Origin of the sequence: Microbacterium sp. C7(2022) (assembly GCF_028823665.1) — a bacterium.
Taxonomy (GTDB): Bacteria; Actinomycetota; Actinomycetes; order Actinomycetales; family Microbacteriaceae; genus Microbacterium.
This window is the reverse complement of sequence record NZ_JAPEHV010000006.1, coordinates 92,634-115,848: the sequence shown is the minus strand read 5'-3', so window position 1 is coordinate 115,848 and position 23,215 is coordinate 92,634. Positions and strand designations below refer to the sequence as shown.

Here is a 23,215-nt window from a genome sequence, read left to right as displayed (position 1 = left end):
CGAGCGTTGAGTTGGCTGATTCCAGGATGCCCAGGTGTGCGAGCGCTGTCAATAGGGTGATGTTCACCCGTCGTGAACACGCCATGTGCGACCGCACGAACAGTGCTTGGATGGACTCATGACGAACGATCGCACCAAGCCCGAATTCGACGCGCCCGAAGGGCCCGCACCCGCTGACCTCGTAATCCGCGACATCATCGTCGGCGACGGTGCCGAGGCGAAGCCGGGTGACACCGTCACCGTGCACTACGCGGGTGTCGAGTACACCTCAGGGGAGGAGTTTGACTCCTCGTGGAACCGTGGCGAGAGCATCCAGTTCCCGCTCCGTGGTCTCATCCAGGGATGGCAGGACGGCATCCCGGGCATGAAGGTCGGCGGACGTCGCGAGCTCGTCATTCCGCCGCACTTGGCCTATGGCCCGGCCGGTGGGCACTTTCTCGGTGGGAAGACGCTCGTCTTCATCATCGACCTGATCGCCGTGGGCTGACGACGGGTTTCACACAGTGGGGTGGATGCTGCGGCATCCACCCCATGTCGTTTCAGCCGCACGTTTTCGTGATGAGAACTTTTTCATTCATGGGAATAGATTGCTCAGGTGCGCGTTGAGACGGGGGAGCGCGTGCTCACTTTCGCTTCCACAGACAGAAGGATCACCATGACTGACGCCACCACCACCACCACCATCCCCGGCTACAAGGCAGGCACCTGGGTTCTCGACCCGTCTCACTCCGAGGTCACGTTCAGCGTGCGCCACATGATGATCTCGAAGGTCCGCGGATCGTTCGGCGTGAAGAGCGCCACGATCACCGCTCCGGAGAACCCGCTCGATGCGACTGTTGAGGCGACCGTCGATGTGGCATCGGTTGACACCAACGACGATGCACGCGACACCCACCTCCGTTCGGGCGACTTCTTCGATGTCGAGAACCACCCCACCATGGAATTCCGCTCGACGGGCGCCCGCATCGCGGGAGAGGACTTTGTCGTCGATGGCGACCTCACCATTCGCGGCATCACCAAGCCTGTGAGCTTCGACGTCGAGTTCGGTGGATTCGGCACCGACCCGTGGGGCAACTACAAGGCCGGCGCAACCGCGAAGACGGTCATCAACCGTGAGGACTTCGGGCTCACGTGGAACGCCGCGCTCGAGACCGGTGGCGTGCTCGTTGGCAAGGACATCACCATCACGCTCGAACTGCAGGGCGCCCTCCAGCAGGACTGAACGCTGTGCGCGCCATCTCCTGGTAGACTCTTGAGGTTGCCGTTTGATCGGCCGCGGATAAAGAGAGCTCGCACATCAGGTGTCGGGCACCGCGCAACGAAGAGAGAGGGGATCACCTATGGCACTGGAAGCAGACGTCAAGAAGGCGATCATCGAAGAGTACGCGACGCACCCCGGTGACACCGGATCCCCCGAGGTGCAGGTTGCAATGCTGTCGCAGCGCATCAAGGACCTCACCGAGCACCTCAAGGAGCACAAGCACGACCACCACTCGCGTCGTGGTCTGTTCCTGCTCGTCGGTCAGCGCCGCCGACTGCTGGGCTACCTCCAGGACGTCGACATCAACCGTTACCGGTCGTTGATCGAGCGTCTCGGACTGCGCCGCTAATCGCATCCAGCGTTCAATCGCGCAAAACTTCTTGAGAAGGCCGCCCCAGGTGTGGGGCGGCCTTCTTCGTGCGCGCGGGCGTGGGGCGTGAGAGTCAGCCGTTTTGCCGAGGGTCGGCATGACGGTGGCGTCGAGGGGAGGCAGCAGCCTCTGGTGGACGTCGCGAGCCTGTGGGGTCCTCGCGCCGCCCCTCTTTGTGAGCCAGGGACGAGTCGGCGAACAGCCAGCTCGGACGCGGCTCGACCACCGGTCGGAAGATGCGTCGCACGGGCTTTGTGGCCAACCCGAGCGCGATGAGAACCGAGAGCACGATGACGATGGGCAGCCAGATCCACGTGGGGTCGAGCCCGCGCAGAACGCCGGACTCGCGGAACGGGTACAACACGAATGAGTGCAAGAGGTAGACGTACATCGTGTACTGCCCGAAGTGGGTCCACCAGTGACCGCCCCGCGGTACAAGTGCGAAGAAGGCTGCGCTCAAGATCAGTGCGGCCGCCATGAGAACGAGGCGCACGCCGCCCGCCCACCATTGCGTGCCACCGATATCGGCGTAGTTGTCGTCGTAGAACAACCACTCCCGCAAGTTCATCGCGCGCCATCCGTCAATGAAGTACCAGGCTGCCCATCCCGCGATGAGGAAGCTGGCTGCCGCGGTTGCAGTTGCCCACGCGCGTCGCCGAAACAGATCGAGCCGTCGTACGATGTCGCGCTCGTGCAACCACCAGCCCAGCGCGAAGAACGGCAGGAGGCCCAGCGTGCGCGACAGCGAGAACGTCGAGTCGATGTTGGGCAGATACCCGGCGCCGATCGAAATCAGGAGGGTCCAGGCGAGAGGCCACCGCAGGAGTGCGAGGTACGGGAGGATTAGGCGGAAGATCCCCAGTGCGAGCAGAAACCACAGTGTCCAGGACGGTTCGGTGATGTTGGGGTTCGCGCGCCCTTCCACGATGAGCTTGGTGACCGTCCACAGGCCTTCGAAGATGATGTAGGGCACGACGATGTCGGTCAGCACGCGCGCGAGCTGGCGCCGATTCGGCGGATCTGACTTGGAGAAGTAGCCCGAGATGATTGCGAACGCGGGCATATGGAACGCGTAGATCAGCAGGTACAGGCCGAGGGCGATGTCCGAGTCGTATGTCAGCCGTTGGACCGCGTGCCCGAGTACGACGAGAACGATGCACGCGAATCGTGCGTTGTCCCAGAAAGGCATGCGCTTGGGGCGCGGCGTGATGAGCGTGCCGGTCGACGTGTACGACGGCGCTGGCGGGGGAGCGGACTCGGCCGCAGAAGAGGCATCTGTCATGGGCGAGTGCCACTTTAGCGCTCAGGTGGCGGGAATAGTGTGGGCTCGTTCACGTTGGATCCGGTATATTCATTTGCATATAAACCGGTATGTGTGAACAGCCGGGAGAGACGGGAGAGATCGTGAGCGACAGCAACGCATGGCAAGGGATGCAGTTCGGCATCTTCTCAGTGAGCGACATCACGCTGGACCCCACGACGGGCACTACCCCGAGCGAAGCGGAGAAGATCCGCAACACCGTCACGATGGCCACGCACGCAGAGGAGGTCGGGCTCGACGTGTTCGCCCTCGGTGAGCACCACAACCCGCCGTTCTGGTCGTCGTCGCCGACCACGACTCTCGCGTACATCGCCGCTCAGACCGAGCGACTCGTGCTCTCTACGGCGACCACGCTGATCACGACGAACGACCCGGTGAAGATCGCGGAAGACTTCGCGATGCTCCAGCACCTCTCGGGCGGTCGCACCGACGTGATGCTCGGGCGCGGCAATACTGGCCCGGTGTATCCCTGGTTCGGTAAGGACATCCGCCAGGGGCTGCCCTTGGCGATCGAGAACTACAACCTCCTCCACCGACTGTGGCGCGAGGACGTTGTCGACTGGGAAGGTCAGTTCCGTACTCCGTTGCAGGGCTTTACTTCCACCCCGCGTCCGCTCGATGGCGTGGCACCGTTCGTCTGGCACGGCTCCATCCGCACGCCTGAGATCGCCGAGCAGGCGGCGTACTACGGTGACGGGTTCTTCGCCAACAACATCTTTTGGCCCAAGGAGCACTACCAGCGGCTGATCACGCTGTATCGCCAGCGGTACGCCCACTACGGACACGGGACGCCCGAGCAGGCGATCGTCGGGCTCGGCGGGCAGGTGTTCATGCGCGCGAACTCTCAAGACGCGGTGCGCGAGTTCCGCCCGTACTTCGACAACGCGCCGGTGTACGGACACGGGCCGAGCCTCGAGGACTTCAGCGAGATGACACCCCTCACGGTGGGCTCGCCCCAGCAAGTCATTGATCGTTACGCCGCCATGCGCGAGCACTACGGCGACTACCAGCGACAGCTCTTCCTGATGGACCACGCCGGGCTTCCGCTGAAGACGGTGCTCGAGCAACTCGACATCCTCGGCGGCGAAGTCGTGCCGGTGCTGCGCAAGGAACTGGCCAAGGATCGGCCGGAGGAGGTTCCGGATGCTCCCACTCACGCATCGCGAGTGGCCGCTGCCGGAGGGGCGCGCGAAGCGCGCCCGCACGCTAACCGCGGCGACAACCTGACGGGCAGCCGGCCGTACCAAGACACGCCTGCACCCGCCGGATCCGCCTTCGGGGCGGCCGCAGCCCGAGCGGAGGCGTGAGATGACTGCACGTAGAATCGCCGTCGTGTCAGCGGGACTCTCGAACCCGTCCTCGACGCGGATGCTCGCCGACCGTCTGGCCGCGGCGACCGTGACGGAACTCGCGAGCCGCGATATCGCCGCCGAGACGGACACCTTCGAATTGCGTGATCTCGCCCACGACATCACGAACAACCTGCTCACCGGCTTCGCGCCGCCCGCGCTCGAGACGATGATCAACACCGTCGTGTCGGCCGATGCGCTGATTGTCGTCACGCCGATCTTCTCGACGAGCTACTCGGGTCTGTTCAAGTCGTTCATCGATGTCCTCGATCCGGATGCCTTGCGCGGAAAGCCGGTTTTGATCGGCGCGAACGCCGGGACTGCTCGGCATTCGCTCGCTATCGACTACGCGATCCGCCCGCTGTTCGCGTACCTGCACGCCGAGCCGGTGAGCACTGGCGTGTTCGCGGCATCCAGCGACTGGGGCGGCGCGGCCGATCAGGTTGCCCCGTTGGCGGAACGCGTGGCAAGGGGTGCGCGGGAGTTGGCGGATGCCGTCGCACGCCGCGAGAGCACGGCAGTTGACGACCCCTTCGACCCCGCGACTTACCTCGGTGAAGGCCGGTCTTTCGGTCATCTGCTCGGAGGACTCACGGGGGAGTAGCAGGCGTCCGGGCCGCGGGTCTGCCAGATGAACGGCTGTGCAACGCGCGGCGAGCATCGCGAACGAGCGCGTAGCCGGTCGGCGAGCACTGTGTGAACTCTCGCCTGAATCTGCGGCGTGTGCGCATCCAGCGCGTGATCACCGGTCAGTCTTGTGGCGTGAGAGTCGCACTCCTCGCCGAATCGTTCCTGCCCCACATGAACGGGGTGACGGGCTCCGTCCTCCACGTTCTGCGCCATCTGCGCGAGCAAGGGCGCGAGGTGCTGGTGCTCGCGCCAGGATCGCGCCCGATTGAGGCCGACCTGCACGGTGCCCGGACTCAGTTGCTGCGCTCCATGCCACTGCCGAGCTATCCCGAGGTTCGCGTTGCACTGGCGCGTGCGGGGCACCTGACGGGCGCCTTGCGCGAGTTCCGTCCGGACGTGATTCACCTCGCATCGCCGTTCGTCCTGGGCTGGCAGGGGTTGGCTGCGGCTGATGCCCTCAAAGTGCCGACCGTGGCGGTCTATCAGACAGATGTCATCGCGTACACGGAAAAGTACGGGGTGCCCGGCGCGACGGCGGCCGTGAGTGCGCACGTCGCGAGGTTGCATCGGCGGGCAACGATGACGCTTGCGCCGTCGGCGGCGTCGGAACGGCAACTCGAAGCTCTCGGGGTGGATCGGGTACGCCGGTGGGGGCGAGGCGTCGACGTCGAACGCTTTTCGCCCCGCCGGCGATGCGAGCGCTGGCGTGCGCGCGTCGCCGAGGATCGCACGGTGATCGGCTACGTCGGGCGTCTCGCACCCGAGAAGCAGGTCGAAGACCTGCGTGTCCTCGCTGACCTTCCCGGGACGCAGCTCGTGATCGTCGGGGATGGTCCCTCCAGGCCCGGCCTCGAGCGGCTGCTGCCGAGTGCTGTCTTCACCGGTCACCTCTCGGGGCCTGACCTGGGCGAGGCTCTGGCCAGCTTCGATGTCTTCGTGCACACCGGGGAGAGCGAGACTTTCGGGCAGACGATCCAAGAGGCGCTCGCCAGCGGTGTGCCCGTGGTGGCAACGGGCGCCGGGGGTCCGATCGACCTCGTACGCTCAAGCATCGACGGATGGTTGTATCGGCCGGGCGACCTCGCCGAACTGCGCACCCGTGTCGCCGATCTCGTGGGTGACCCGCGCAAGCGGCAGGCGTTCGCTGCGCAAGGCCAGGAGTCGGTGCGCACGCGAACGTGGAGTGCGATGGTGGATCAGTTGGTGCAGCACTACGCCGAGGCGCGCGAACTGCGTCCGCTGGACGATGCACTGCTCGCGCGAGGCGCCACGCGCCCTGCGGCCCCTCGTGTTGTTGCGTCGCCGGTGCGCTGGCGGCGCTACGTCGCGTTGGGCGACTCGTTGACGGAGGGGCTGTGCGACACATCGCGTGTCGCGGACGGCGGGTTTCGAGGGTGGGCGGATCGGCTGGCGGAATTGCTTGCGCACGCAGCGGGGGACCAGCCCCTGCAGTACCGCAATTTGGCTGTGCGCAGCCGGCGGGTGAGAGATCTCACTGCCGAACAGGTTCCCCGTGCCCTGGCACTCCGGCCTGACCTCGTGTCGATCCTGATGGGCGGCAACGACCTGGTGGCGTTCGGCGCCGATCCGCTCGCGCTCGCCGCCGAGGTTGAGCGGTCGGTGCGCGCACTGCGGGCAGCGGGCATCGATGTCCTCCTCGTCACACCGTTCCTCCCTCGCCGACGCGTGGCCATGGTCCTGGCGCGTCGATTCGCGGCGTTTGCGTCTCAGTTGCGCCGGATCGCCACCGACACCGGCGCGATCCTCCTCGATATGGAAGCGGTTCCGGCGATCGGGGAGGTCGACTTGTGGGCGGACGATCGGGTGCACTTGCGCTCGCGCGGGCACCGCTTCCTCGCCTATCGAGCAGCGGAAGCACTGGGCGTGCCCGATGCGGAAGCGCTCGGCGAGCTTGATGCGGCGCTGCACAAAGACGTCGAAATAGTCGCCGCGGGCACGTGGCTGCGACGCGACGTCATTCCGTGGATGCTACGGAGAATTCACGGGCGCACGGCTGGCGACGGACTCAGTGCCAAGCATGACGATTGGGTGCTCGTCGGTGGCCGCGATCCGCATCGAGCGCGAGTGAACTCGTGAGGGTGCCCGGCGAACATCCATGCACGGCGTCGTTCAGCCGCTCTTGCGCCGGAACTCCCGCTTGGTGACCGCCCCATGCGTCTCATGGATCGCTGACTCTCCGTCGAGATGAGATTCGCCCTCGCGGTGCTGGGCGTTCTTCTTGTCGAGAGCTTCCTTGAACTTGCGCTTCATGTCTTCGGATGCCGCGCCCGGCTTTTCGGTGCTCATGTGCATCACCTTAGGACGCACCGGCGCATGTGGCCAGGAAAGAGGCGAAATGCGCGGTCGCTGGTAGGCTGAATCGGGTTGCCCTCGTGGCATCCGCTCAATTCCATATGAGCTCACGGAGCAGGCTGGCAGGAGCTGGTCCCCTGTGGTGGGTTCCCATTGCACTTGCGTGCCATGGTGATCTTCTACTGGTGGCCAGCGTTGGCGATCGTCGCGGTGTGACCGCGCGCCGAGATCTGCGTGTTCCTGCTCCTTCGTATGCACTCGTGCGCCATACGGGCGTGCGAGTCAAAACAAAGAAGGAGAGACCTCTTGGAAGGTCCAGAAATCACCGCCGCCGAAGCCGTTCTCGACAACGGCCGATTCGGCACCCGCACCGTCCGGTTCGAAACCGGGCGCCTCGCGCAGCAGGCTCAGGGAGCCGTTGCTGCCTACCTCGACGAGGAGACGATGCTCCTGTCGGCCACCAGCGCCGGCAAGCACCCTCGCGAGGGATTCGACTTCTTCCCGCTGACCGTCGACGTCGAAGAGCGTTCGTACGCAGCAGGCAAGATCCCCGGATCGTTCTTCCGCCGTGAAGGCCGTCCTTCCACCGAGGCGATCCTCGTCTGCCGCCTGATCGACCGGCCACTGCGCCCGTCGTTCGTCGACGGCCTTCGTAACGAGGTCCAGATCGTCGTCACGGTGCTCTCGATCGCACCCGGCGAGTTCTACGACGCGCTCGCGATCAACGCGGCATCCCTGTCGACCCAGATCTCGGGGCTGCCGTTCTCTGGCCCGATTGCCGGCGTGCGTCTCGCGCTCATCCCCGGTCAGGGCGAGAACGCGGACCAGTGGATCGCGTTCCCGACGGTCACCCAGCTCGAAGAGGCTGTGTTCGACCTCATCGTGGCCGGACGCGTCATCACGGACGCTGACGGAAATGAAGACGTCGCGATCATGATGGTCGAAGCTGAGGCCACGGAAGGCTCGTGGAACCTCATCAAGGGTGGTTCCGTCAAGCCGAACGAGCAGGTCGTGGCCGAGGGCCTCGAAGCATCGAAGCCGTTCATCAAGCAGCTCGTAGCAGCTCAGTCCGAGGTCGCCAAGACCGCGGCCAAGGAGGTTCGCGAGTACCCCGTCTTCTTGCCCTACAGCCAGGAGACCTACGACTTCGTCGCGCACCGTGCCTACGACAAGCTCGTCCCGATCTACCAGATCGCCGACAAGCAGGATCGACAGAACGCCGATGACGAGCTCAAGGACGCCGTCAAGGCCGAACTGATCGCGGCAACCGAAGCCGGCGAGCTGCCTGCGGCCGCACCGCTCGAGTTCGCCGCGGCGTACAAGTCCGTGACCAAGAAGATCGTTCGCGGTCGCATCCTCGCCGAGGGCGTGCGCATGGACGGTCGTGGTCTGGCTGACATCCGTCCGCTCGACGCCGAGGTCCAGGTGATCCCGCGCGTGCACGGTTCAGCGATCTTCCAGCGCGGCGAGACCCAGATCATGGGCGTCACCACGCTGAACATGCTCAAGATGGAGCAGCAGATCGACTCGCTGTCGCCCGTGACGAGCAAGCGCTACATGCACCACTACAACTTCCCGCCGTATTCGACGGGTGAGACGGGTCGCGTCGGCTCGCCGAAGCGTCGCGAGATCGGGCACGGCTTCCTCGCCGAGCGTGCACTCGTGCCTGTGCTGCCCAGCCGTGAAGAGTTCCCCTACGCCATTCGTCAGGTCTCGGAAGCGCTCGGGTCCAACGGCTCGACGTCCATGGGGTCGGTATGTGCTTCGACCCTGTCGTTGCTGAACGCGGGTGTGCCGCTGCGTGCACCCGTCGCGGGCATCGCGATGGGCCTGGTCTCGGACGAGGTTGACGGCCAGACCCGCTACGCGGCTCTGACGGACATCCTCGGCGCCGAAGACGCCCTCGGCGACATGGACTTCAAGGTCGCCGGCACGTCGGAATTCGTCACGGCGATCCAGCTCGACACGAAGCTTGACGGCATCCCGTCGTCGGTGCTGACGGCGGCACTGCAGCAGGCACGCGAGGCGCGCCTGACGATTCTCGGCGTGCTCAACGCGGCGATCGACGCCCCCGACGAGATGGCGCCCACCGCGCCTCGCGTCATCAGCGTGCAGATCCCCGTCGATAAGATCGGTGAGCTCATCGGGCCCAAGGGCAAGACGATCAACGCCATCCAGGACGAGACCGGCGCGCAGATCTCCATCGAGGAGGACGGCACCGTCTACATCGGTGCGACCGACGGTCCGTCGGCGGAGGCCGCTCGCGCCCAGGTCAACGCGATCGCGAACCCCACCAACCCCGAGGTAGGCGAGCAGTTCCTCGGAACCGTCGTCAAGATCGCGACGTTCGGTGCGTTCATCTCGCTACTGCCGGGTAAGGACGGACTGCTCCACGTGAGCGAGGTTCGCAAGCTTGCCGGCGGCAAGCGTGTCGAGAACGTCGAGGACGTGCTGGGAGTCGGGCAGAAGCTGCTCGTTCGCATCACCAAGATCGACGACCGCGGCAAGCTCTCGCTCGAGCCCGTTCTCGAGGAGTCCGCTGACCAGGAGGGTCGCGACGCGGCAAGCGCCGGCCCTGAGGCACCCGCAGAGGGCTGATCCTCTCCGCGAAGTGATGCCCGCCTTCTTTCGAGAAGGCGGGCATCACTCATTGCGTGTCCACCGTTCGGGGGACACGCACGGAGTTTCCGGGTGGGATCTGCGCAAAGCGTTACCGAATGTTTATGGATCTCCGCGCGGAACGCTCATTCTGCGGCGACCCCTGCCTTAACCTGTGAATATCGCGCCGGGGGGTGCGTGTCATCACGAGGGCTTCCGCGGAAGTCGTTGTGAAGGGGGTGATGGACGTGGAGCACATCGTGAGTTCGACGATTGCGATGCCGGGGGCGGGGACCTCGGCGACCGGCAGTACCCCGGTGCACCCATCCGCGCCGATTCCCGTCCAGGGGCCGCCCCTCGGAAAGTCGCTCCGCGTAGCATTCGGCGAGACCGGAACGGACATTTTCCCGCTCATCCTCGGCGGTGGGGAGTTCGGGTGGAACGTCGATCTTGAGTCGAGCCATGACATCCTCGACGCATTCGTCGAGCGCGGCGGGAATGCGATTCACACGGCAGACAGTTACTCCAGTGGCCGCAGCGAACACATCATCGGCCAGTGGCTGAATTCGCGCGGCGTGCGCGACGACATCGTCCTGACAGTGCGTATCGGGGGCCACGCGGACAATCCCGGGCTGGGCCCGGTGAATCTCGTGCGGGCGGTCGAAGCCTCTCTGGCACGGTTGGGGACGGATCGCCTCGATCTCGTCTACCTCGATGCCACAGCGGACTCGACGGCCGCGCTCGAAGACACGCTCGCGACCGCGGAGTGGCTCGCAGAGAGTGGCAAGGTCACCAGCTTTGGAGCGATGGGGTACACGGCCGCGCAACTGGTCGAGGCTCGCATCTATGCGTCCGCGGGTTTCCCTCGACTGACCGTGCTGGACGTCCCATTCAACGTGTTGCGTCAACAAGAGTTCGATGACGATCTTCGTCTCGTCGCAGGTGCGCAGGGCATGGCGGTCACCCCGTCTCACGCGCTCGCGCACGGCTTCCTCGCGGGTCACGCGCGCACCCGGCGCCAGAGCACATTGTCCGTGAGGGGCGCGCAACTCGCGGCGAACCTGAACCGGCGAGGAAACCGCACTCTGCGTGCGTTGGATGCTGTTGGCGCTGAGATCGGGGTGCCGGATGCCGCTGTGGCGGTCGCATGGCTGCTGTCGCAGAAGTTGATCACGGCGCCGATCGTCAACGCGTTCGCCCCCGGGCAGGTCGACGAGTTCGTGCAGGGCGTCGGCGTGCGCCTGTCGCGGGCCCAGCTTGCCGACATCGCGCGCGCGGCTAGCTGACCATCCACAGGCGGTCGCCCCTGTCTCACGTGTGACGTAGGGTGGAATGGTGCCGTGCGGGCCGGTGAAGACACCCCCGCGGGCCAATGACACCCTCGATTATGGGATGACCGCCTCGACAACGGAGTGAGTTGCGTGACGCACTACATCTACCTCGTGCGGCACGGTGAGCACCAGGATGCCGAGTACGGCCTGGTAGACGGACCCCTTTCTCCTCGCGGACGCCGTCAAGCCGCCGCTCTTGCGGACAGGCTGTCGGGGTTGGCATTCGACGCGGTGTGGCATTCTCCGCTCGAACGGGCAAGTCAGACGGCACGAGCAGTCGCTGAGCGCATGCCATCGGTGTCACCGCAACCGTCGGCGCTATTGTTCGACTGCGTGCCCACGGGGATGACAGATGACACGCCGCCGGCTTTCGAGCCGTTCTTCGGCTCGATCACCGAGGCCGAGATCGATGCGGGCCGTGCGCAGATGGCGGACGCGGTGAGCGAGTACCTGGTTCGCAAGAATGGCGAGGTGCATGAACTCCTGATTACGCACAACTTCGTGATCGCTTGGTTCGTGCGTGAGGTGCTGCAGGCGCCCGACTGGCGGTGGATGACGCTCAATCAAGCTCATTGCGGGTTGACCGTGATCGCTCAGAAGCAGGGGCGACCGTGGACGCTGCTGTCGCACAACGACTTGACGCACCTTCCCAAGGAGCTGCAGACGGGCCTGCCCGACCCTCAGCCGGTCTAATCTCCGAGTGTCTTCGAGTACCAGCGCGTCGCGTTGGGGTTGCTGTTGTATGCCTCGATGCTCGTGTACCCGGCGCTGGCGTAGAGGGCTCCCGCAGCCGTCAGGGAATGGTGGGTGTCGAGGACAATCTCGCGTGCTCCAAACCCGAGCGCCCGAGTTTCCAGCTCGTCGACGATCGCACGTCCCCAGCCTTTTCCGCGTGTCGCGGGTCGCAGATAGAGGTGCTTCAGTTCGTAGCGCACACCGCGTGCGCCGGGGTCGATGAGTCGGATGCCACCACAGCCAACCGGCTCGCCCTCACCGTCGTACGCGACGACGAACACGCCATGCGGCGGAACAAACGACGCGGGGTCAGGGAAGGTGATCGTGTACGTGACATTCTGCTGGGCGAAACCCAGTTCACGCGAGTGGAAGTACTCCGTCAACAGGTCGTGCGCGATCGCGGTGTTTACGGGCGATTCGAGTAGCATGACCACGTTCTCAGCGTATGCCACGGCCGGGGTCACGCAGAGGCGCCCGCCTAGGATGGATCTATGACGACGCGCGTGGCGATAGTGGGCGGGACCGGCAAGCTCGGCGGAATCATCCGTGCGGTGGTCGATGAGATGCCCGATTTCGAAGTGGCATCCATTCTCACCTCCCGTTCAGACCTGAGCGAACTCGATGACTGTGACCTCGTCGTCGATGCATCGACACCGGCCGTGTCGATCGATGTGGTGCGTGCCGCGATCGAGCGAGGGCTCAACGTGCTGGTCGGTACGTCGGGTTGGTCGGCCGAGCGCATTGCGCTGGTGCGCCCTCTTGTCGACGCCGCGCAGACCGGAGTTGTCTTCATCCCCAACTTCTCGCTCGGTTCGGTGATGGGTTCGGCGCTCGCCGCTGCCGCCGCGCCGTTCTTCCCGTCGATTGAAATCGTCGAAGCACACCGTGAGACGAAGATCGATTCCCCGAGCGGGACGGCGGTGCGCACGGCCGAGATGATCGCAGCGGCTCGGTCGGAGGCTGGCCCCGTCGAGTCCCCGCATGTCGATCAGCGGGCGCGGGGGCAGCAAGTGGCGAGCGTGCCGATTCACTCGCTCCGCCGGCCAGGAGTCGTGGCTCGCCAAGAAACCGTGCTCTCGGGTGCGGGCGAGTCTCTCACGATCGTCCATGACACGATCGAGCCCGCGAAGGCCTATGCCCCCGGCATCCGGTTGGCTCTCGACGCAGCACGCGACGCACACGGTGTGATCGTTGGGCTGGACAGCTTCCTCGACATCGGCATCCGCCGGCCGGGACGCAAGGCCCAGAGTGGCGCGCCTTTCGACGACGGAGGAGTCCCTGGTCAGGTCGCGCAGGCGACCAGCGCATGAGCGCACGCTTCGGCGTCGCGGTGATGGCGGCGCTCCTCGTGCTTTACATCGTGTTGGTCGGGCAACGCGCGTGGGTGTTGCTCACCTCGGGCGATGGCATCGCGGTCACGATGGGCATCGCGTTGGTGGTGCTGCCCGCGATCGCGCTATGGGCGCTCGGTCGCGAGATCTGGTTCGGTGTACGGGCCGCAGCCCTGGGGCGAATCCTCCAGCAGCAGGGCGAGCTCCCCGACGATGAGGTGGCGGTGCAGCCGAGCGGCCGCATCGTGCGCGAGGATGCCGCCGCGGTGTTTCCGCGCTATCGCGAGGCTGTGGAGCGGGACGAAAGCGATTGGCGCGCGTGGTACCGGCTCGGGCTCGCCTACGATGCGGCAGGTGATCGCCGTCGCGCACGAGAGGCTATTCGTCGGGCTATTCGACTGCAGTCGCAAGCCTGACGGTTACGCGGCGGTGCCGGATGCCGGGACCGCCGCTGCAACGGCGTCAGTGACATGTCGATGCCGGAACGTGAAGCCAGAGGGCTCGAGCGCTGTCGGAACGACGTAGGCATCACTGGTGAGCAGCGAGTCGACTGCGTCACGCCCGAGCGCGAGGCGCAGGGCGAACTCGGGCGCACGGACCACGTAGGGCCGGTTCATTCGCATCGCCACGGCGAACCCGAGGTCGTTCGCTGTCGCACGTGTGGGGCCGACGAGGTTGACGGGGCCGGCGATTCGATGCTCGAGGACATGTCGGATGGCGCGGACCTCATCTTCGAGAGAGATCCACGGCCAGGACTGCGTACCGCGTCCTAGCGGACCGCCCAGACCCCATCTCGTCAGCACGAGCAGGGGCGCGAGCACGCCCTCGCGGTGCACGATCGGAGCGGTCCGCAACAGACTCACCCGAGCCGCGTCGCCGGCGCTGAGCGCCGCGGTCTCCCACTCGCCGCAGAGGTCCGCGAGGAACGTGTCGCCGCGGGGTGATTCCTCGGTGAGCACAACGCCTGGTGCGTCTCCGTAGAAACCGACCGCAGACGCGCTGACGAAATGCGGTGCGCCATCGCCCAGGGCTCGCATCGCGTGCGCGATCACCCGGGTGGGGGTGACACGCGACCACAGCAACGTGTGACGGTAGTTCGCCGTCCAGGGCAGCTTGCCGATGCTCGCGCCATTGAGGCCGACGACTGCATCGGCGCCCTCGATCACTGCGGGATCCAACGCGTCGCTGTCAGTGAGCCACTCCACCTCGCCGGGCCTTACCGGGGGACGACGCACGAGCGTCGTCACTTCCACGCCATCGGCGGCGAGGCTGTCAACCAGTGCCCGGCCGATCAGCCCAGACGAGCCCGCGACGACGACGCGTCGCACGCGGCTTTCAGGCAAGCGTCGCCTCGAGGGTGATGTCGATTCCTGCTAGCGCCTGAGAGACGGGGCATCCGGTCTTGGCATCCTGCGCGATGCGCTCGAAATCCTCCGCGGCGAGCCCGGGCACGACCGCGTTAACGTTCAGATGGCTTCCGGTGATCCCCGTGCCGGGAGTGAAAGACACCGACGCTGTAGCGTCGATCGACTCCGGGGGAGTGCCGTTCTGGCCGAGGGCGTGCGAGAGCGCCATAGAAAAGCACGAGGCGTGTGCGGCGGCGATCAGTTCCTCCGGCGTCGTCGTGGACGTCGACCCCTCGCTCCTCGCCTTCCAGTTGACGTCGAACGAGCCGATTCCCGATGACGTGAATGTCACGGTGCCCGACCCGTCGGCCAGGCCGCCCTTCCAGGCGGTGGATGCTTCGCTCGTAACCGTCATGGGTAACCTCCCGTCGTGCGCTCCGACGGATCCGGAGGGCTGTGGTCAGCCTAACGGTGCGAGCCGTCCGGCGCGACGGACTTGTCAGAAACGCCCAGGCGTGCGAGTTCGAGCTCGACGACGTGGCGGCTCGGCGCTCCGCCGAAGCGTGTCTGCACCGCGCCCGAGCGGTCGAGTACCAGCGTGGTGGGCGTCTGCATGACGTGGAAGTGGCGTGCGATATCGGGGCGATTCGTGAGGTCGATGTCGAGATGACTGACACCTGCGTGCCGGGCAGCGACGGCGGCCAGGGTGCGGTGCGCGTCCGGACAACGCGCGCCTGCTTCGGTGCTGAACTGCAGCAGCGTCGCGCACTCGCCGAGTTCCGTGGCCCCCAGTCGATGCGGCTGAATCACTTCATTGACGATGTGTTGACGGCGACTTCCGCGCCGTATGAGAAGGGCAACGCCAGCAACGACACCCGTGAGCGCGAGAAGCACAACGAGTGCGCCCATCACGCCAAGTACAGTCACAACCCCAAATCGTAACTGCTTGCGACTGCATAAATCCAGATGGTGTCAGGTGGCACCGCACGCGGCGCCACCTGACATCACCCGAATCGGCCCGAGACGTAGTCTTCCGTGGCCTGCACAGACGGCGTGGTGAAGATCGTGCGCGTCTCGTCGTATTCGATGAGCTTGCCCGGCTTGCCGGTGCCGGCAATGTTGAAGAACGCGGTCTTGTCGCTCACACGCGAGGCCTGCTGCATGTTGTGGGTCACGATGACGACCGTGTAGTCGTTCTTCAGCTCGCCGATGAGTTCTTCGATGGCATACGTCGAGATCGGGTCGAGTGCCGAGCAGGGCTCGTCCATCAGGATGACCTCGGGGGAGACCGCAATTGCGCGCGCGATGCACAGACGCTGCTGCTGGCCCCCCGACAGTCCCGACCCGGGCTTGTCGAGACGATCCTTGACCTCGTTCCAGAGGTTCGCGCCGCGGAGAGACTTCTCGACCAGCTCGTCGGCATCCGACTTCGCAATGCGCTTGTTGTTCAGCTTGACCCCGGCCAGGACGTTCTCCTTGATCGACATCGTCGGGAACGGGTTCGGGCGCTGGAAGACCATGCCAACCTGCCGACGCACGAGGACCGGGTCGACGTTCGATCCGTAGAGATCCTCGCCGTCGAGAAGGACGCTTCCCTCGACGCGAGCGCCGGGGATGACCTCGTGCATGCGGTTCAGCGTGCGCAGGAAGGTCGACTTGCCACAGCCGGACGGGCCGATGAACGCAGTGACGCTACGGGGCTCGATGTCGAGCGAGACGCCCTCCACGGCCAGGAAGTCGCCGTAGTAGACGTGCAGGTCGTTGACTTCGATGCTCTTGGACACGATTCCTCAGTTTCGGGGTGATTCGGAGAGTAGGGGGACGGATGCCGCTAGCGGCCCATTTTGGGGGAGAAGACCTTCGCCACCAGGCGCGCGATCAGATTGAGCAGCATCACGATGACGATCAGGACCAGCGCCGCCGCCCACGCGCGGTCGATGTACGCCTGGGCGGGAATGCCCTGGTTCATGTACTGCGAGTACGCGAAGACGGGGAGGGTCATCATGCGGCCCTCGAAGAGGTTGTAGTTCATCGACGTGGTGACCCCGGCCGTGAGGAGCAGAGGTGCCGTCTCCCCGATGACGCGAGAGATCGACAGCATCACACCCGTGGTGATGCCAGCGATCGATGTCGGAAGCACGACCTTGGCGATCGTGAGCCACTTGGGCACGCCGAGTGCATACGAGGCCTCACGCAGTTCGTTGGGAACCAGGCGCAGCATCTCTTCGCTCGAGCGCACGACGACCGGGATCATCAGCACGGCCAAAGCGATCGATCCCATGATGCCCATGCGGATGCCCGGCCCGAAGAACAAGGCGAACAGTGCGTAGGCGAACAAACCGGCGACGATCGACGGAATGCCGGTCATGACGTCGACGAGGAACGTGATGCCGTTCGCCAAGCGCTTTCCGGCGCCATACTCGACCAGGTAGATGGCGGTGAAGATACCGATGGGGATCGAGATGACCGCGGCGGCCAGCGTGATGAGCAGCGTGCCGACGATGGCGTGCAGGGCGCCACCGCCTTCGCCGACGACGTTGCGCATCGACATCGTGAAGAAGTCGGCGCTGATACCGGCAACTCCGTTGACGACGACTGTCCAAGCCACGGACACGAGCGGAACCATGGCGAGGGCGAACGCGCTAGTGACAACTCCGGTCACGAGGCGATCGCGACCCTTGCGAGCGCCTTCCACAAGCGCAGAGATGATAGTGATCAGCACCAGATAACTCAGCGCTGCGACGATTACCCAGCCCGCCACACTGAACTCGGAGCCATCCGAGAACGAGACGACGGCGAAGAAGAGTCCGCTGATCGCGGCGCTGGTCGCCAGCAGTGCCCAGGGTGCCCAGGTGGGCAGGCGTCCGCTGGTCAAGCGCGGCGCGTCGCTGAGGTCGGCCGGTACCGGAGACTGCGCGGGAGCAGAGGTCATGGTCATGTCAGTTGGCTCCCGAGAATTCCTTGCGGCGGCTGACGATCCAACGAGCAAGCGCGTTGACCGCAAAGGTGACGATGAAGAGGATCAGACCGGTCGCGATCAGAACATTGATGTTGAGGCCGTAAGCCTCGGGGAAGGTGAGCGCGATGTTCGCGGGAATCGTGCTCGGGTTCTCCGAGGTGAACAGCTGGAAGGTGACGACGCCCGTGGCCGAGAGCACCATCGCGACAGCCATGGTTTCGCCGAGGGCACGGCCGAGACCGAGCATGGAGGCCGATACGATGCCGCTCCGGCCGAACGGGAAGACCGCCATGCGAATCATTTCCCAGCGCGTGGCGCCGAGCGCCAGTGCTGCCTCTTCGTGGAGGACCGGGGTCTGGAGGAAGATCTCGCGGCAGATTGCGGTGATGATGGGGGTGACCATGACGGCGAGGACGATCGCGGCGGTAAAGATCGTGCGGCCGGTGGCGGAGGCGGTGCCGGCGAACAGGGGGAACCACCCCATGTTCTCGTTGAGCCACGCGTAGACCGGCTGGACCGCCGGCGCCAGGACGAGGATGCCCCACAGGCCGAACACGACGGACGGCACGGCCGCGAGGAGGTCAACGATGTAGCCGAGGCTTTGAGCCAATCGACGCGGCGCGTAGTGAGAGATGAACAGTGCTACGCAGACCGACAGCGGCACAGCCATCAGCAGGGCGAGGAGTGAGGCCCACACCGTACCGAAGGCGAGCGGCCACACGTAGTCCCAGAAGTTGCCGGACAGCAGTGACGCCGTCTCGGAGTTCGCGGTGATACCGGGGACGGACTGAACGATGAGGAAGAGCGCGACGGCGGCCAGCGTCACCAGAATCATTGATCCTGCGAAGAGCGCCGTTCCCGAGAACCAGCGGTCACCCGGCCGCTGCTTGGCGCGGGGGGCCGTGCCTGTGGTCGTAGTCATGAGGTCCTGTCTCGGTGGGGAAGTCATGGTGATACCCGATCCGGCGCTGACGCGCCGGATCGGGTATCAGGGATATTACTCAGTGACGATCAGCGAGATCGCGGCGTTGACCTGCTCGCGGAGCGAGTCAGAGATGGGCGCGTTACCGGCGGCGGCTGCCGCGGCATCCTGACCCTCAGCGCTGGCCACGTACTCGAGGTAGCCCTTGACGATCGGGGCTACGGACGCGTCTGCGTACTCTTCGCAGGCGATCATGTAGCTGACCAGAACGATCGGGTAGACGCCCGTCTCTGTAGAGGTGCGCGCCAACTCGATGGCGAGGTCGCCCTCGGTGCGGCCCTCTTCGAACGGCGATGCGTCAACGACGGCGGCGGCTGCTTCCGGCGAGTACTCAACGAACTCGTCGCCGACCTTGACCGCGACGGTGGCAAGGCCCTCTTCGGCAGCGCGCGACGCGTCGGCGTAACCGATGGTTCCGTCGCCACCGACGACCGCCGAGACGACGCCCGACGTGCCCTGGGCAGCCTCGCCGCTGTTGATCGGCCAGACGCCGTCCGGCTCGTGCGCCCACGATCCACCCGAGGCCTGGTACAGGTAGTCGGTGAAGTTCTCGGTGGTGCCCGAGTCATCGGCGCGGTGCACAGGCGTGACTGCGGTGCTCGGGAGGTCGACACCCTCGTTGAGAGCGGCGATGGCCTCATCGTCCCACGTCGCGATGTCACCGTTGAAGATGGCGCCGAGCGTCTCAGCATCCAGGTTGAGCGAGTCGATCCCGTCGATGTTGAAGATCACAGCGATGGGGGAGATGTAGGTCGGAAGCTCGATGATTCCCGAGCCCTCGACGCACCCGTCAAACGGTCCCGCGGCGATTTCATCGGTCTTGAACGCGCGGTCAGAGCCAGCGAAGGGGAAAGCCCCAGCCTGGAACGACTCGCGACCCGCGCCCGAACCAGCCGGGTCGTACGTGATCGTGACATCAGGGTTCGCGGTCTGGAAACCTGCGGTCCATGCGGCGACGGCGACTTCCTGCGACGAGGCGCCACCCGCGCCGAGCTCGCCGGAGAGAGTCGACGTGGTGTCGTCGCCCATGTCGTCAGTGGTCGTGGTGCCTTCGTTTGCGGCGCAACCGGCGAGGGCAAGGGCCGCGACTGCGGCAACAGCGCCCACCTGGGCGATGCGGGAGATCTTCACTGTGTGAATCCTTCACGTGTCAGGGTATTGAGGCCCGAGGGTCGGGCTTCGGGTACATGCCCGGTGCGGGGCACGTGGGAAACGTAGGCGCGGACTCTTAAGAGAGTGCGCTGTCGCGGTAAACGGAAGGTGAACGACCGGTCTCCATCTGTCGCGGATGTTCACGTACGTCGCGGAATTACGGCGGTCTCGTATTGAACGATCCGACACGACCGTTTACCTGTCCTCGCCAAGGTGCGACGCATGGCGAAGGCGGAAAAGGCACAGTGCAAAGCATTCGATGCGATCGATGAGGCGGCGAAGACCGCGGGCCCGCACCGCGCGCGCATCGAGGTGCACCGGGCCGTGGGGCGGCCGCACATACGGCACCGGTTGGAGATATCTGTCCCCGGAGGTACGAGGCCGCGGATCCTCGTCAATCCTTCGGAACGTGCGTCTCGATGGCGATGATGCCGGACCCGGGATTGGTTCGCGAAAGGTGAATCACCGAGAACGCCGCCGGTTCCAACGTGGCAGCCGATGCCAGGTAGGAGCCAGGAAGGGTGCCGGTAGCGAGGGCGACCTCGCTAAGAATCTCCGGGAGCACCGGCCGATGGCTGGACAGCACCGCGGGCGTACGGGCGCGCACTCGTTGACCGATGATCTTTCGCACGTCTGCCTTGCCCTTATCCCAGGCATCTTGACTCAGATGAGAGGTCTTGCGGGGTTCGATCCCCGTCACGCGAGCCAAGGGGGCGAGCGTCTTCGCGCACCGCTTCGCTGGGCTGGTGTGGAGTTCTTCCACGCCGAAGGCGCGCAAGGGCCCTGCCACCGCGCGCGCCTGCTGCCGCCCGAGGTCCGTCAGCGGGCGGTCCTCGTCGCTGCCGTCCCAATCGCTGCGCGATACGGCCTTCGCGTGACGCAGCACGATGAGGGGGAACGTGTGCAGGACTCCTTCTTCGACCAACGTGAGGAAGTTGTCAAGAATCTCGAGGTCAACCGGGTAGCTCAGCCGCTTTCGCGCCTTCTTGGCCGTCACCCATTCAATCGCCGCGATCTCTTTGTTTGGGACGAAGGCGGATGCCCGCACTGCCGCGTCGGTGGCCTCGGCACTCCAGTAGTGCACGATCTTCTGCCGCTTGCTCGGCAGGCGATATCTCGACAAGCCGACCGGGACGCCCAGCGCAGTCTTGATGCCGGTCTCCTCGAAGATCTCTCGCACGGCCGTCTCGGCGAGCGTTTCACCCGGGTCGACCTTCCCCTTGGGGAGGGTCACATCCCGATACTTCGTGCGGTGGATGAGGAGCACGTAAAGAACGTCCTCCACCACCCGCCACACCACACCTCCGGCTGCGTAGACGGCGGTCTCACTCATCGGACCGCCCGGGCGCGCCGCCGTCGCTGCACACTGGCCATCGTGCGGTCTTGCAGATCGATCAGAGGCTTGCCCTCATCGTCGGTGGCGTGGCGCACCCATTCGCCGTCGGCACCGAGGTGCCACGAACTCGTTGCGTCGCTCATCGCGCGGTCGAACAGATCTTCCAGTTCCTTCACGTGTGCGGGGGCGGCGACGCGCACCAGCGCCTCGACACGTCGGTCGAGGTTGCGGTGCATCATGTCAGCGCTACCGATGTATGTCACCGGGTCGCCGTCGTTCGCGAACGAGAAGATCCGCGAGTGCTCCAGGTATCGGCCCAGGATGCTGCGCACGGTGATGTTCTCGCTCATGCCCTCCACGCCAGGCTTGAGGGAGCAGATGCCACGCACCCACACTTCGACTTTCACACCGGCCTGGCTCGCACGATAAAGCGCATCGATGATCTGCTCGTCGACCATCGAGTTGACTTTGATGCGCACCCGAGCATCCTTCCCGGCGAGAGCGTTGTTTCGCTCTCGGTCGATCAGCCGCAGGAGGCCCTTTCGCAGGTGCAGCGGGGCAACGAGGAGGCGCTTGAACTTCTTTTCGATCGCGTATCCGCTCAGCTCGTTGAACAGGCGCGTGAGGTCACGGCCGACCTGGTCATCGGCGGTGAACAACCCGAAGTCCTCGTAGATCCGGCTGGTCTTGGGGTTGTAGTTTCCGGTGCCGATGTGGCTGTAGCTACGAAGAACGCCGTTCTCCTCGCGGATGACATGGGCGAGCTTGCAGTGCGTCTTCAAGCCGACTAGGCCGTACACGACGTGCACGCCGGCCTTCTCGAGCTTGCGCGCCCACACGATGTTTGCGGCTTCGTCGAATCGTGCCTTGATCTCTACCAGCGCGAGCACTTGCTTGCCGGCCTCGGCCGCGTCGATGAGAGCCTCGACGATCGGGCTGTCGCCCGAAGTTCGGTAGAGAGTCTGCTTGATAGCCAGGACGTGGGGATCCTTCGCAGCTTGCTCGAGGAATGCCTGCACACTCGTGGCGAACGACTCGTATGGGTGGTGCACCATCACATCGCTTTTGCGGATGGCGGCGAAGATGTCGGCGCGCTCGTTGTTGTCGCCCGGCTGGAACGCCATCGCCGTCGTGGGCACGTGCGGCTTGTAGCGAAGGTCGGGACGGTCGATTCGACCGAGGTCGAACAACCCGCGCAGATCGAGCGGCCCGGGAAGGCGGTAGACCTCTTGCGTGGTGATGTCCAACTCCTTCACGAGGAGATCGAGCGTCACTTCATCCATGTCGTCGGTGATCTCGAGGCGGATTGGTGGGCCGAATCGGCGACGCAGCAGCTCGGCCTCAAGAGCCTGGATCAAGTTCTCGGATTCGTCTTCCTCGATCACGACGTCCTCGTTGCGGGTCAGTCGGAACGCGTGGTGGTCCAGGACTTCCATGCCGGGGAAGAGATCGTCGAGGTGTTGAGCGATCAGGTCTTCCATGGCGATGTACCGCTCCGACTCGCCCACGGTCGGCAGCGGCACGAAGCGCGGGAGCATCGGCGGAACCTTCAAACGTGCGAACTCCTGTCGCCCGGTGCGAGCGTTGCGGATGCGAATCGCGAGGTTCAGGGACAGTCCCGAGATGTACGGGAAGGGGTGAGCGGGGTCTACCGCGAGAGGCATCAACACCGGGAAGACCTGTGCATGGAAGTAGTCGTACATCGCAGACCGGTCGTCTTCGGCCAGAGAGTCGAACGACACGATCTCGATGCCGGCGTCCACCAGTGCCGGACGCACGAGGGACGTCCACGCCTCAGCGTGGCGCAACTGCAACCGCTGGGCCTCGGTGGAGATGTCGGCGAGGGCGTCTGCGGGGGCGCGGCCGACGTTGGTCGGTACGGCCAGACCGGTGACGATGCGGCGCTTGAGGCCAGCCACCCGAACCATGAAGAACTCGTCGAGGTTGCTGGCGAAGATCGCGAGGAAGTTCGCGCGCTCGAGAACCGGGAGAGCCGGGTCTTCCGCCAGTTCGAGCACGCGTTGGTTGAACGCCAGCCAGCTCAGCTCGCGGTCTAGATAGCGATGGTCGGGAAGCTGCGCATCGGCCTCTTCCGTCATTTCGAAGTCGTCATCATCGTCTGCGCCGCCGAGTCCAGCGTCGAGCACCTCGTGTTCGATCATCCCCACATCATTGCAGGGACAGGTGACCTCCGTGTGAAC

The 23,215-nt window shown here is 65.1% G+C and carries 23 protein-coding genes; 11 read left to right on the top strand and 12 right to left on the bottom strand.

All coding sequences use genetic code 11. The features are described from left to right. Nucleotides 1-118 precede the first annotated feature (118 nt). The 3 genes from ON062_RS10940 (at nt 119) to rpsO (ending at nt 1,610) form a co-directional block, all read left to right on the top strand. Complete coding sequence (locus ON062_RS10940; protein WP_274647173.1) at nt 119-487, top strand: FKBP-type peptidyl-prolyl cis-trans isomerase; 369 nt, start codon at nt 119-121, stop codon at nt 485-487. A 168-nt stretch (nt 488-655) separates the two neighbouring features. Further along, complete coding sequence (locus ON062_RS10935; RefSeq protein WP_274647172.1) at nt 656-1,222, top strand: YceI family protein; 567 nt, start codon at nt 656-658, stop codon at nt 1,220-1,222. A gap of 118 nt (nt 1,223-1,340) precedes the next feature. Further along, nucleotides 1,341-1,610, top strand: coding sequence for a 30S ribosomal protein S15 (rpsO, locus tag ON062_RS10930; protein ID WP_040163368.1), 270 nt, complete (start codon nt 1,341-1,343; stop codon nt 1,608-1,610). Between the two features lie 94 nt (nt 1,611-1,704). Here the strand turns inward: rpsO and ON062_RS10925 are convergent, their stop codons facing one another. Continuing rightward, entirely contained in the window at nt 1,705-2,913 is a 1,209-nt protein-coding gene (locus ON062_RS10925; RefSeq protein WP_274647171.1) for an acyltransferase family protein, read from the bottom strand. 149 nt (nt 2,914-3,062) lie between these two features. Between ON062_RS10925 and ON062_RS10920 the strand changes: the two genes are divergently transcribed. The 3 genes from ON062_RS10920 to ON062_RS10910 all read left to right on the top strand — a co-directional run bounded on the left by ON062_RS10920 (nt 3,063) and on the right by ON062_RS10910 (nt 7,028). Continuing rightward, complete coding sequence (locus ON062_RS10920) at nt 3,063-4,259, top strand: LLM class flavin-dependent oxidoreductase (protein WP_274647415.1); 1,197 nt, start codon at nt 3,063-3,065, stop codon at nt 4,257-4,259. Nucleotide 4,260: 1 nt separating this feature from the next. Next, the gene (locus ON062_RS10915; RefSeq protein ID WP_274647170.1) at nt 4,261-4,905 is read left to right on the top strand and encodes an FMN reductase; all 645 of its coding nucleotides are present in this window, start codon (nt 4,261-4,263) and stop codon (nt 4,903-4,905) included. A 158-nt stretch (nt 4,906-5,063) separates the two neighbouring features. Next, nucleotides 5,064-7,028 carry a glycosyltransferase gene (locus ON062_RS10910; protein ID WP_274647169.1) on the top strand — a complete coding sequence of 655 codons (1,965 nt, stop codon included), beginning with the start codon at nt 5,064-5,066 and terminating at the stop codon, nt 7,026-7,028. A gap of 33 nt (nt 7,029-7,061) precedes the next feature. Here the strand turns inward: ON062_RS10910 and ON062_RS10905 are convergent, their stop codons facing one another. Continuing rightward, complete coding sequence (locus tag ON062_RS10905) at nt 7,062-7,238, bottom strand: DUF5302 domain-containing protein (RefSeq protein WP_274647168.1); 177 nt, start codon at nt 7,236-7,238, stop codon at nt 7,062-7,064. Nucleotides 7,239-7,550: 312 nt separating this feature from the next. On the opposite strand from ON062_RS10905, the gene ON062_RS10900 reads away from it, so the two are divergent. The 3 genes from ON062_RS10900 (at nt 7,551) to ON062_RS10890 (ending at nt 11,866) form a co-directional block, all read left to right on the top strand. Continuing rightward, a complete protein-coding gene (locus ON062_RS10900; protein ID WP_274647167.1) occupies nt 7,551-9,842 on the top strand; it encodes a polyribonucleotide nucleotidyltransferase in 2,292 nt (763 codons plus the stop codon). Nucleotides 9,843-10,102: 260 nt separating this feature from the next. Further along, nucleotides 10,103-11,128: an aldo/keto reductase gene (locus ON062_RS10895; protein ID WP_274647166.1), complete on the top strand. Its 1,026-nt coding sequence runs from the start codon at nt 10,103-10,105 to the stop codon at nt 11,126-11,128. A 135-nt stretch (nt 11,129-11,263) separates the two neighbouring features. Beyond that, entirely contained in the window at nt 11,264-11,866 is a 603-nt protein-coding gene (locus ON062_RS10890; protein ID WP_274647165.1) for a histidine phosphatase family protein, read from the top strand. Here ON062_RS10890 and ON062_RS10885 read toward each other — a convergent pair. After that, nucleotides 11,863-12,336 (bottom strand): GNAT family N-acetyltransferase, encoded by a 474-nt coding sequence (locus ON062_RS10885; RefSeq protein WP_274647414.1) that lies wholly within the window; start codon nt 12,334-12,336, stop codon nt 11,863-11,865. The genes ON062_RS10890 and ON062_RS10885 overlap by 4 nt on opposite strands. Nucleotides 12,337-12,399: 63 nt before the next feature. On the opposite strand from ON062_RS10885, the gene dapB reads away from it, so the two are divergent. After that, nucleotides 12,400-13,218, top strand: coding sequence for a 4-hydroxy-tetrahydrodipicolinate reductase (gene dapB / locus ON062_RS10880; RefSeq protein ID WP_274647164.1), 819 nt, complete (start codon nt 12,400-12,402; stop codon nt 13,216-13,218). Then, nucleotides 13,215-13,655, top strand: coding sequence for a tetratricopeptide repeat protein (locus ON062_RS10875; protein ID WP_274647163.1), 441 nt, complete (start codon nt 13,215-13,217; stop codon nt 13,653-13,655). The genes dapB and ON062_RS10875 overlap by 4 nt, the downstream gene beginning before the upstream one ends. Before the next feature lie 3 nt (nt 13,656-13,658). Here ON062_RS10875 and ON062_RS10870 read toward each other — a convergent pair whose 3' ends face one another. From ON062_RS10870 to ON062_RS10830, 9 genes are all read right to left on the bottom strand, one after another. Next, complete coding sequence (locus ON062_RS10870; RefSeq protein ID WP_274647162.1) at nt 13,659-14,582, bottom strand: TIGR01777 family oxidoreductase; 924 nt, start codon at nt 14,580-14,582, stop codon at nt 13,659-13,661. After that, nucleotides 14,575-15,000, bottom strand: a complete 426-nt coding sequence (locus ON062_RS10865) for an OsmC family peroxiredoxin (protein WP_274647161.1) — start codon at nt 14,998-15,000, stop codon at nt 14,575-14,577. Before ON062_RS10865 ends, ON062_RS10870 begins: the two co-directional genes overlap by 8 nt. 50 nt (nt 15,001-15,050) lie before the next feature. Further along, nucleotides 15,051-15,512, bottom strand: coding sequence for a thioredoxin family protein (locus ON062_RS10860; protein WP_274647160.1), 462 nt, complete (start codon nt 15,510-15,512; stop codon nt 15,051-15,053). Between the two features lie 77 nt (nt 15,513-15,589). After that, nucleotides 15,590-16,369, bottom strand: coding sequence for a phosphate ABC transporter ATP-binding protein PstB (gene pstB, locus ON062_RS10855; RefSeq protein WP_274647159.1), 780 nt, complete (start codon nt 16,367-16,369; stop codon nt 15,590-15,592). A 47-nt stretch (nt 16,370-16,416) separates the two neighbouring features. After that, nucleotides 16,417-17,523, bottom strand: a complete 1,107-nt coding sequence (gene pstA / locus ON062_RS10850) for a phosphate ABC transporter permease PstA (RefSeq protein ID WP_274647158.1) — start codon at nt 17,521-17,523, stop codon at nt 16,417-16,419. Nucleotide 17,524: 1 nt separating this feature from the next. Then, nucleotides 17,525-18,466: a phosphate ABC transporter permease subunit PstC gene (gene pstC, locus ON062_RS10845; RefSeq protein WP_274647157.1), complete on the bottom strand. Its 942-nt coding sequence runs from the start codon at nt 18,464-18,466 to the stop codon at nt 17,525-17,527. A gap of 75 nt (nt 18,467-18,541) precedes the next feature. Further along, on the bottom strand, nt 18,542-19,657 hold the full coding sequence (locus tag ON062_RS10840) for a phosphate ABC transporter substrate-binding protein PstS (RefSeq protein ID WP_274647156.1): 1,116 nt from the start codon (nt 19,655-19,657) through the stop codon (nt 18,542-18,544). A 415-nt stretch (nt 19,658-20,072) separates the two neighbouring features. Further along, nucleotides 20,073-21,011 (bottom strand): NUDIX domain-containing protein, encoded by a 939-nt coding sequence (locus tag ON062_RS10835; RefSeq protein ID WP_274647155.1) that lies wholly within the window; start codon nt 21,009-21,011, stop codon nt 20,073-20,075. Then, nucleotides 21,008-23,176 carry an RNA degradosome polyphosphate kinase gene (locus ON062_RS10830; protein ID WP_274647154.1) on the bottom strand — a complete coding sequence of 723 codons (2,169 nt, stop codon included), beginning with the start codon at nt 23,174-23,176 and terminating at the stop codon, nt 21,008-21,010. The genes ON062_RS10835 and ON062_RS10830 overlap by 4 nt, the downstream gene beginning before the upstream one ends. Nucleotides 23,177-23,215: the final 39 nt, after the last annotated feature.

Coding starts and splice junctions, on each gene's coding strand:
- ON062_RS10940 (WP_274647173.1), top strand. CDS start 119: ATGACGAACGATCGCACCAAGCCCGAATTCGACGCGCCCGAAGGGCCC.
- ON062_RS10935 (WP_274647172.1), top strand. CDS start 656: ATGACTGACGCCACCACCACCACCACCATCCCCGGCTACAAGGCAGGC.
- rpsO (WP_040163368.1), top strand. CDS start 1,341: ATGGCACTGGAAGCAGACGTCAAGAAGGCGATCATCGAAGAGTACGCG.
- ON062_RS10925 (WP_274647171.1), bottom strand. CDS start 2,913: ATGACAGATGCCTCTTCTGCGGCCGAGTCCGCTCCCCCGCCAGCGCCG.
- ON062_RS10920 (WP_274647415.1), top strand. CDS start 3,063: ATGCAGTTCGGCATCTTCTCAGTGAGCGACATCACGCTGGACCCCACG.
- ON062_RS10915 (WP_274647170.1), top strand. CDS start 4,261: ATGACTGCACGTAGAATCGCCGTCGTGTCAGCGGGACTCTCGAACCCG.
- ON062_RS10905 (WP_274647168.1), bottom strand. CDS start 7,238: ATGAGCACCGAAAAGCCGGGCGCGGCATCCGAAGACATGAAGCGCAAG.
- ON062_RS10885 (WP_274647414.1), bottom strand. CDS start 12,336: ATGCTACTCGAATCGCCCGTAAACACCGCGATCGCGCACGACCTGTTG.
- dapB (WP_274647164.1), top strand. CDS start 12,400: ATGACGACGCGCGTGGCGATAGTGGGCGGGACCGGCAAGCTCGGCGGA.
- ON062_RS10875 (WP_274647163.1), top strand. CDS start 13,215: ATGAGCGCACGCTTCGGCGTCGCGGTGATGGCGGCGCTCCTCGTGCTT.
- ON062_RS10865 (WP_274647161.1), bottom strand. CDS start 15,000: ATGACGGTTACGAGCGAAGCATCCACCGCCTGGAAGGGCGGCCTGGCC.
- pstA (WP_274647158.1), bottom strand. CDS start 17,523: ATGACCATGACCTCTGCTCCCGCGCAGTCTCCGGTACCGGCCGACCTC.
- pstC (WP_274647157.1), bottom strand. CDS start 18,466: ATGACTACGACCACAGGCACGGCCCCCCGCGCCAAGCAGCGGCCGGGT.
- ON062_RS10835 (WP_274647155.1), bottom strand. CDS start 21,011: ATGAGTGAGACCGCCGTCTACGCAGCCGGAGGTGTGGTGTGGCGGGTG.
- ON062_RS10830 (WP_274647154.1), bottom strand. CDS start 23,176: ATGATCGAACACGAGGTGCTCGACGCTGGACTCGGCGGCGCAGACGAT.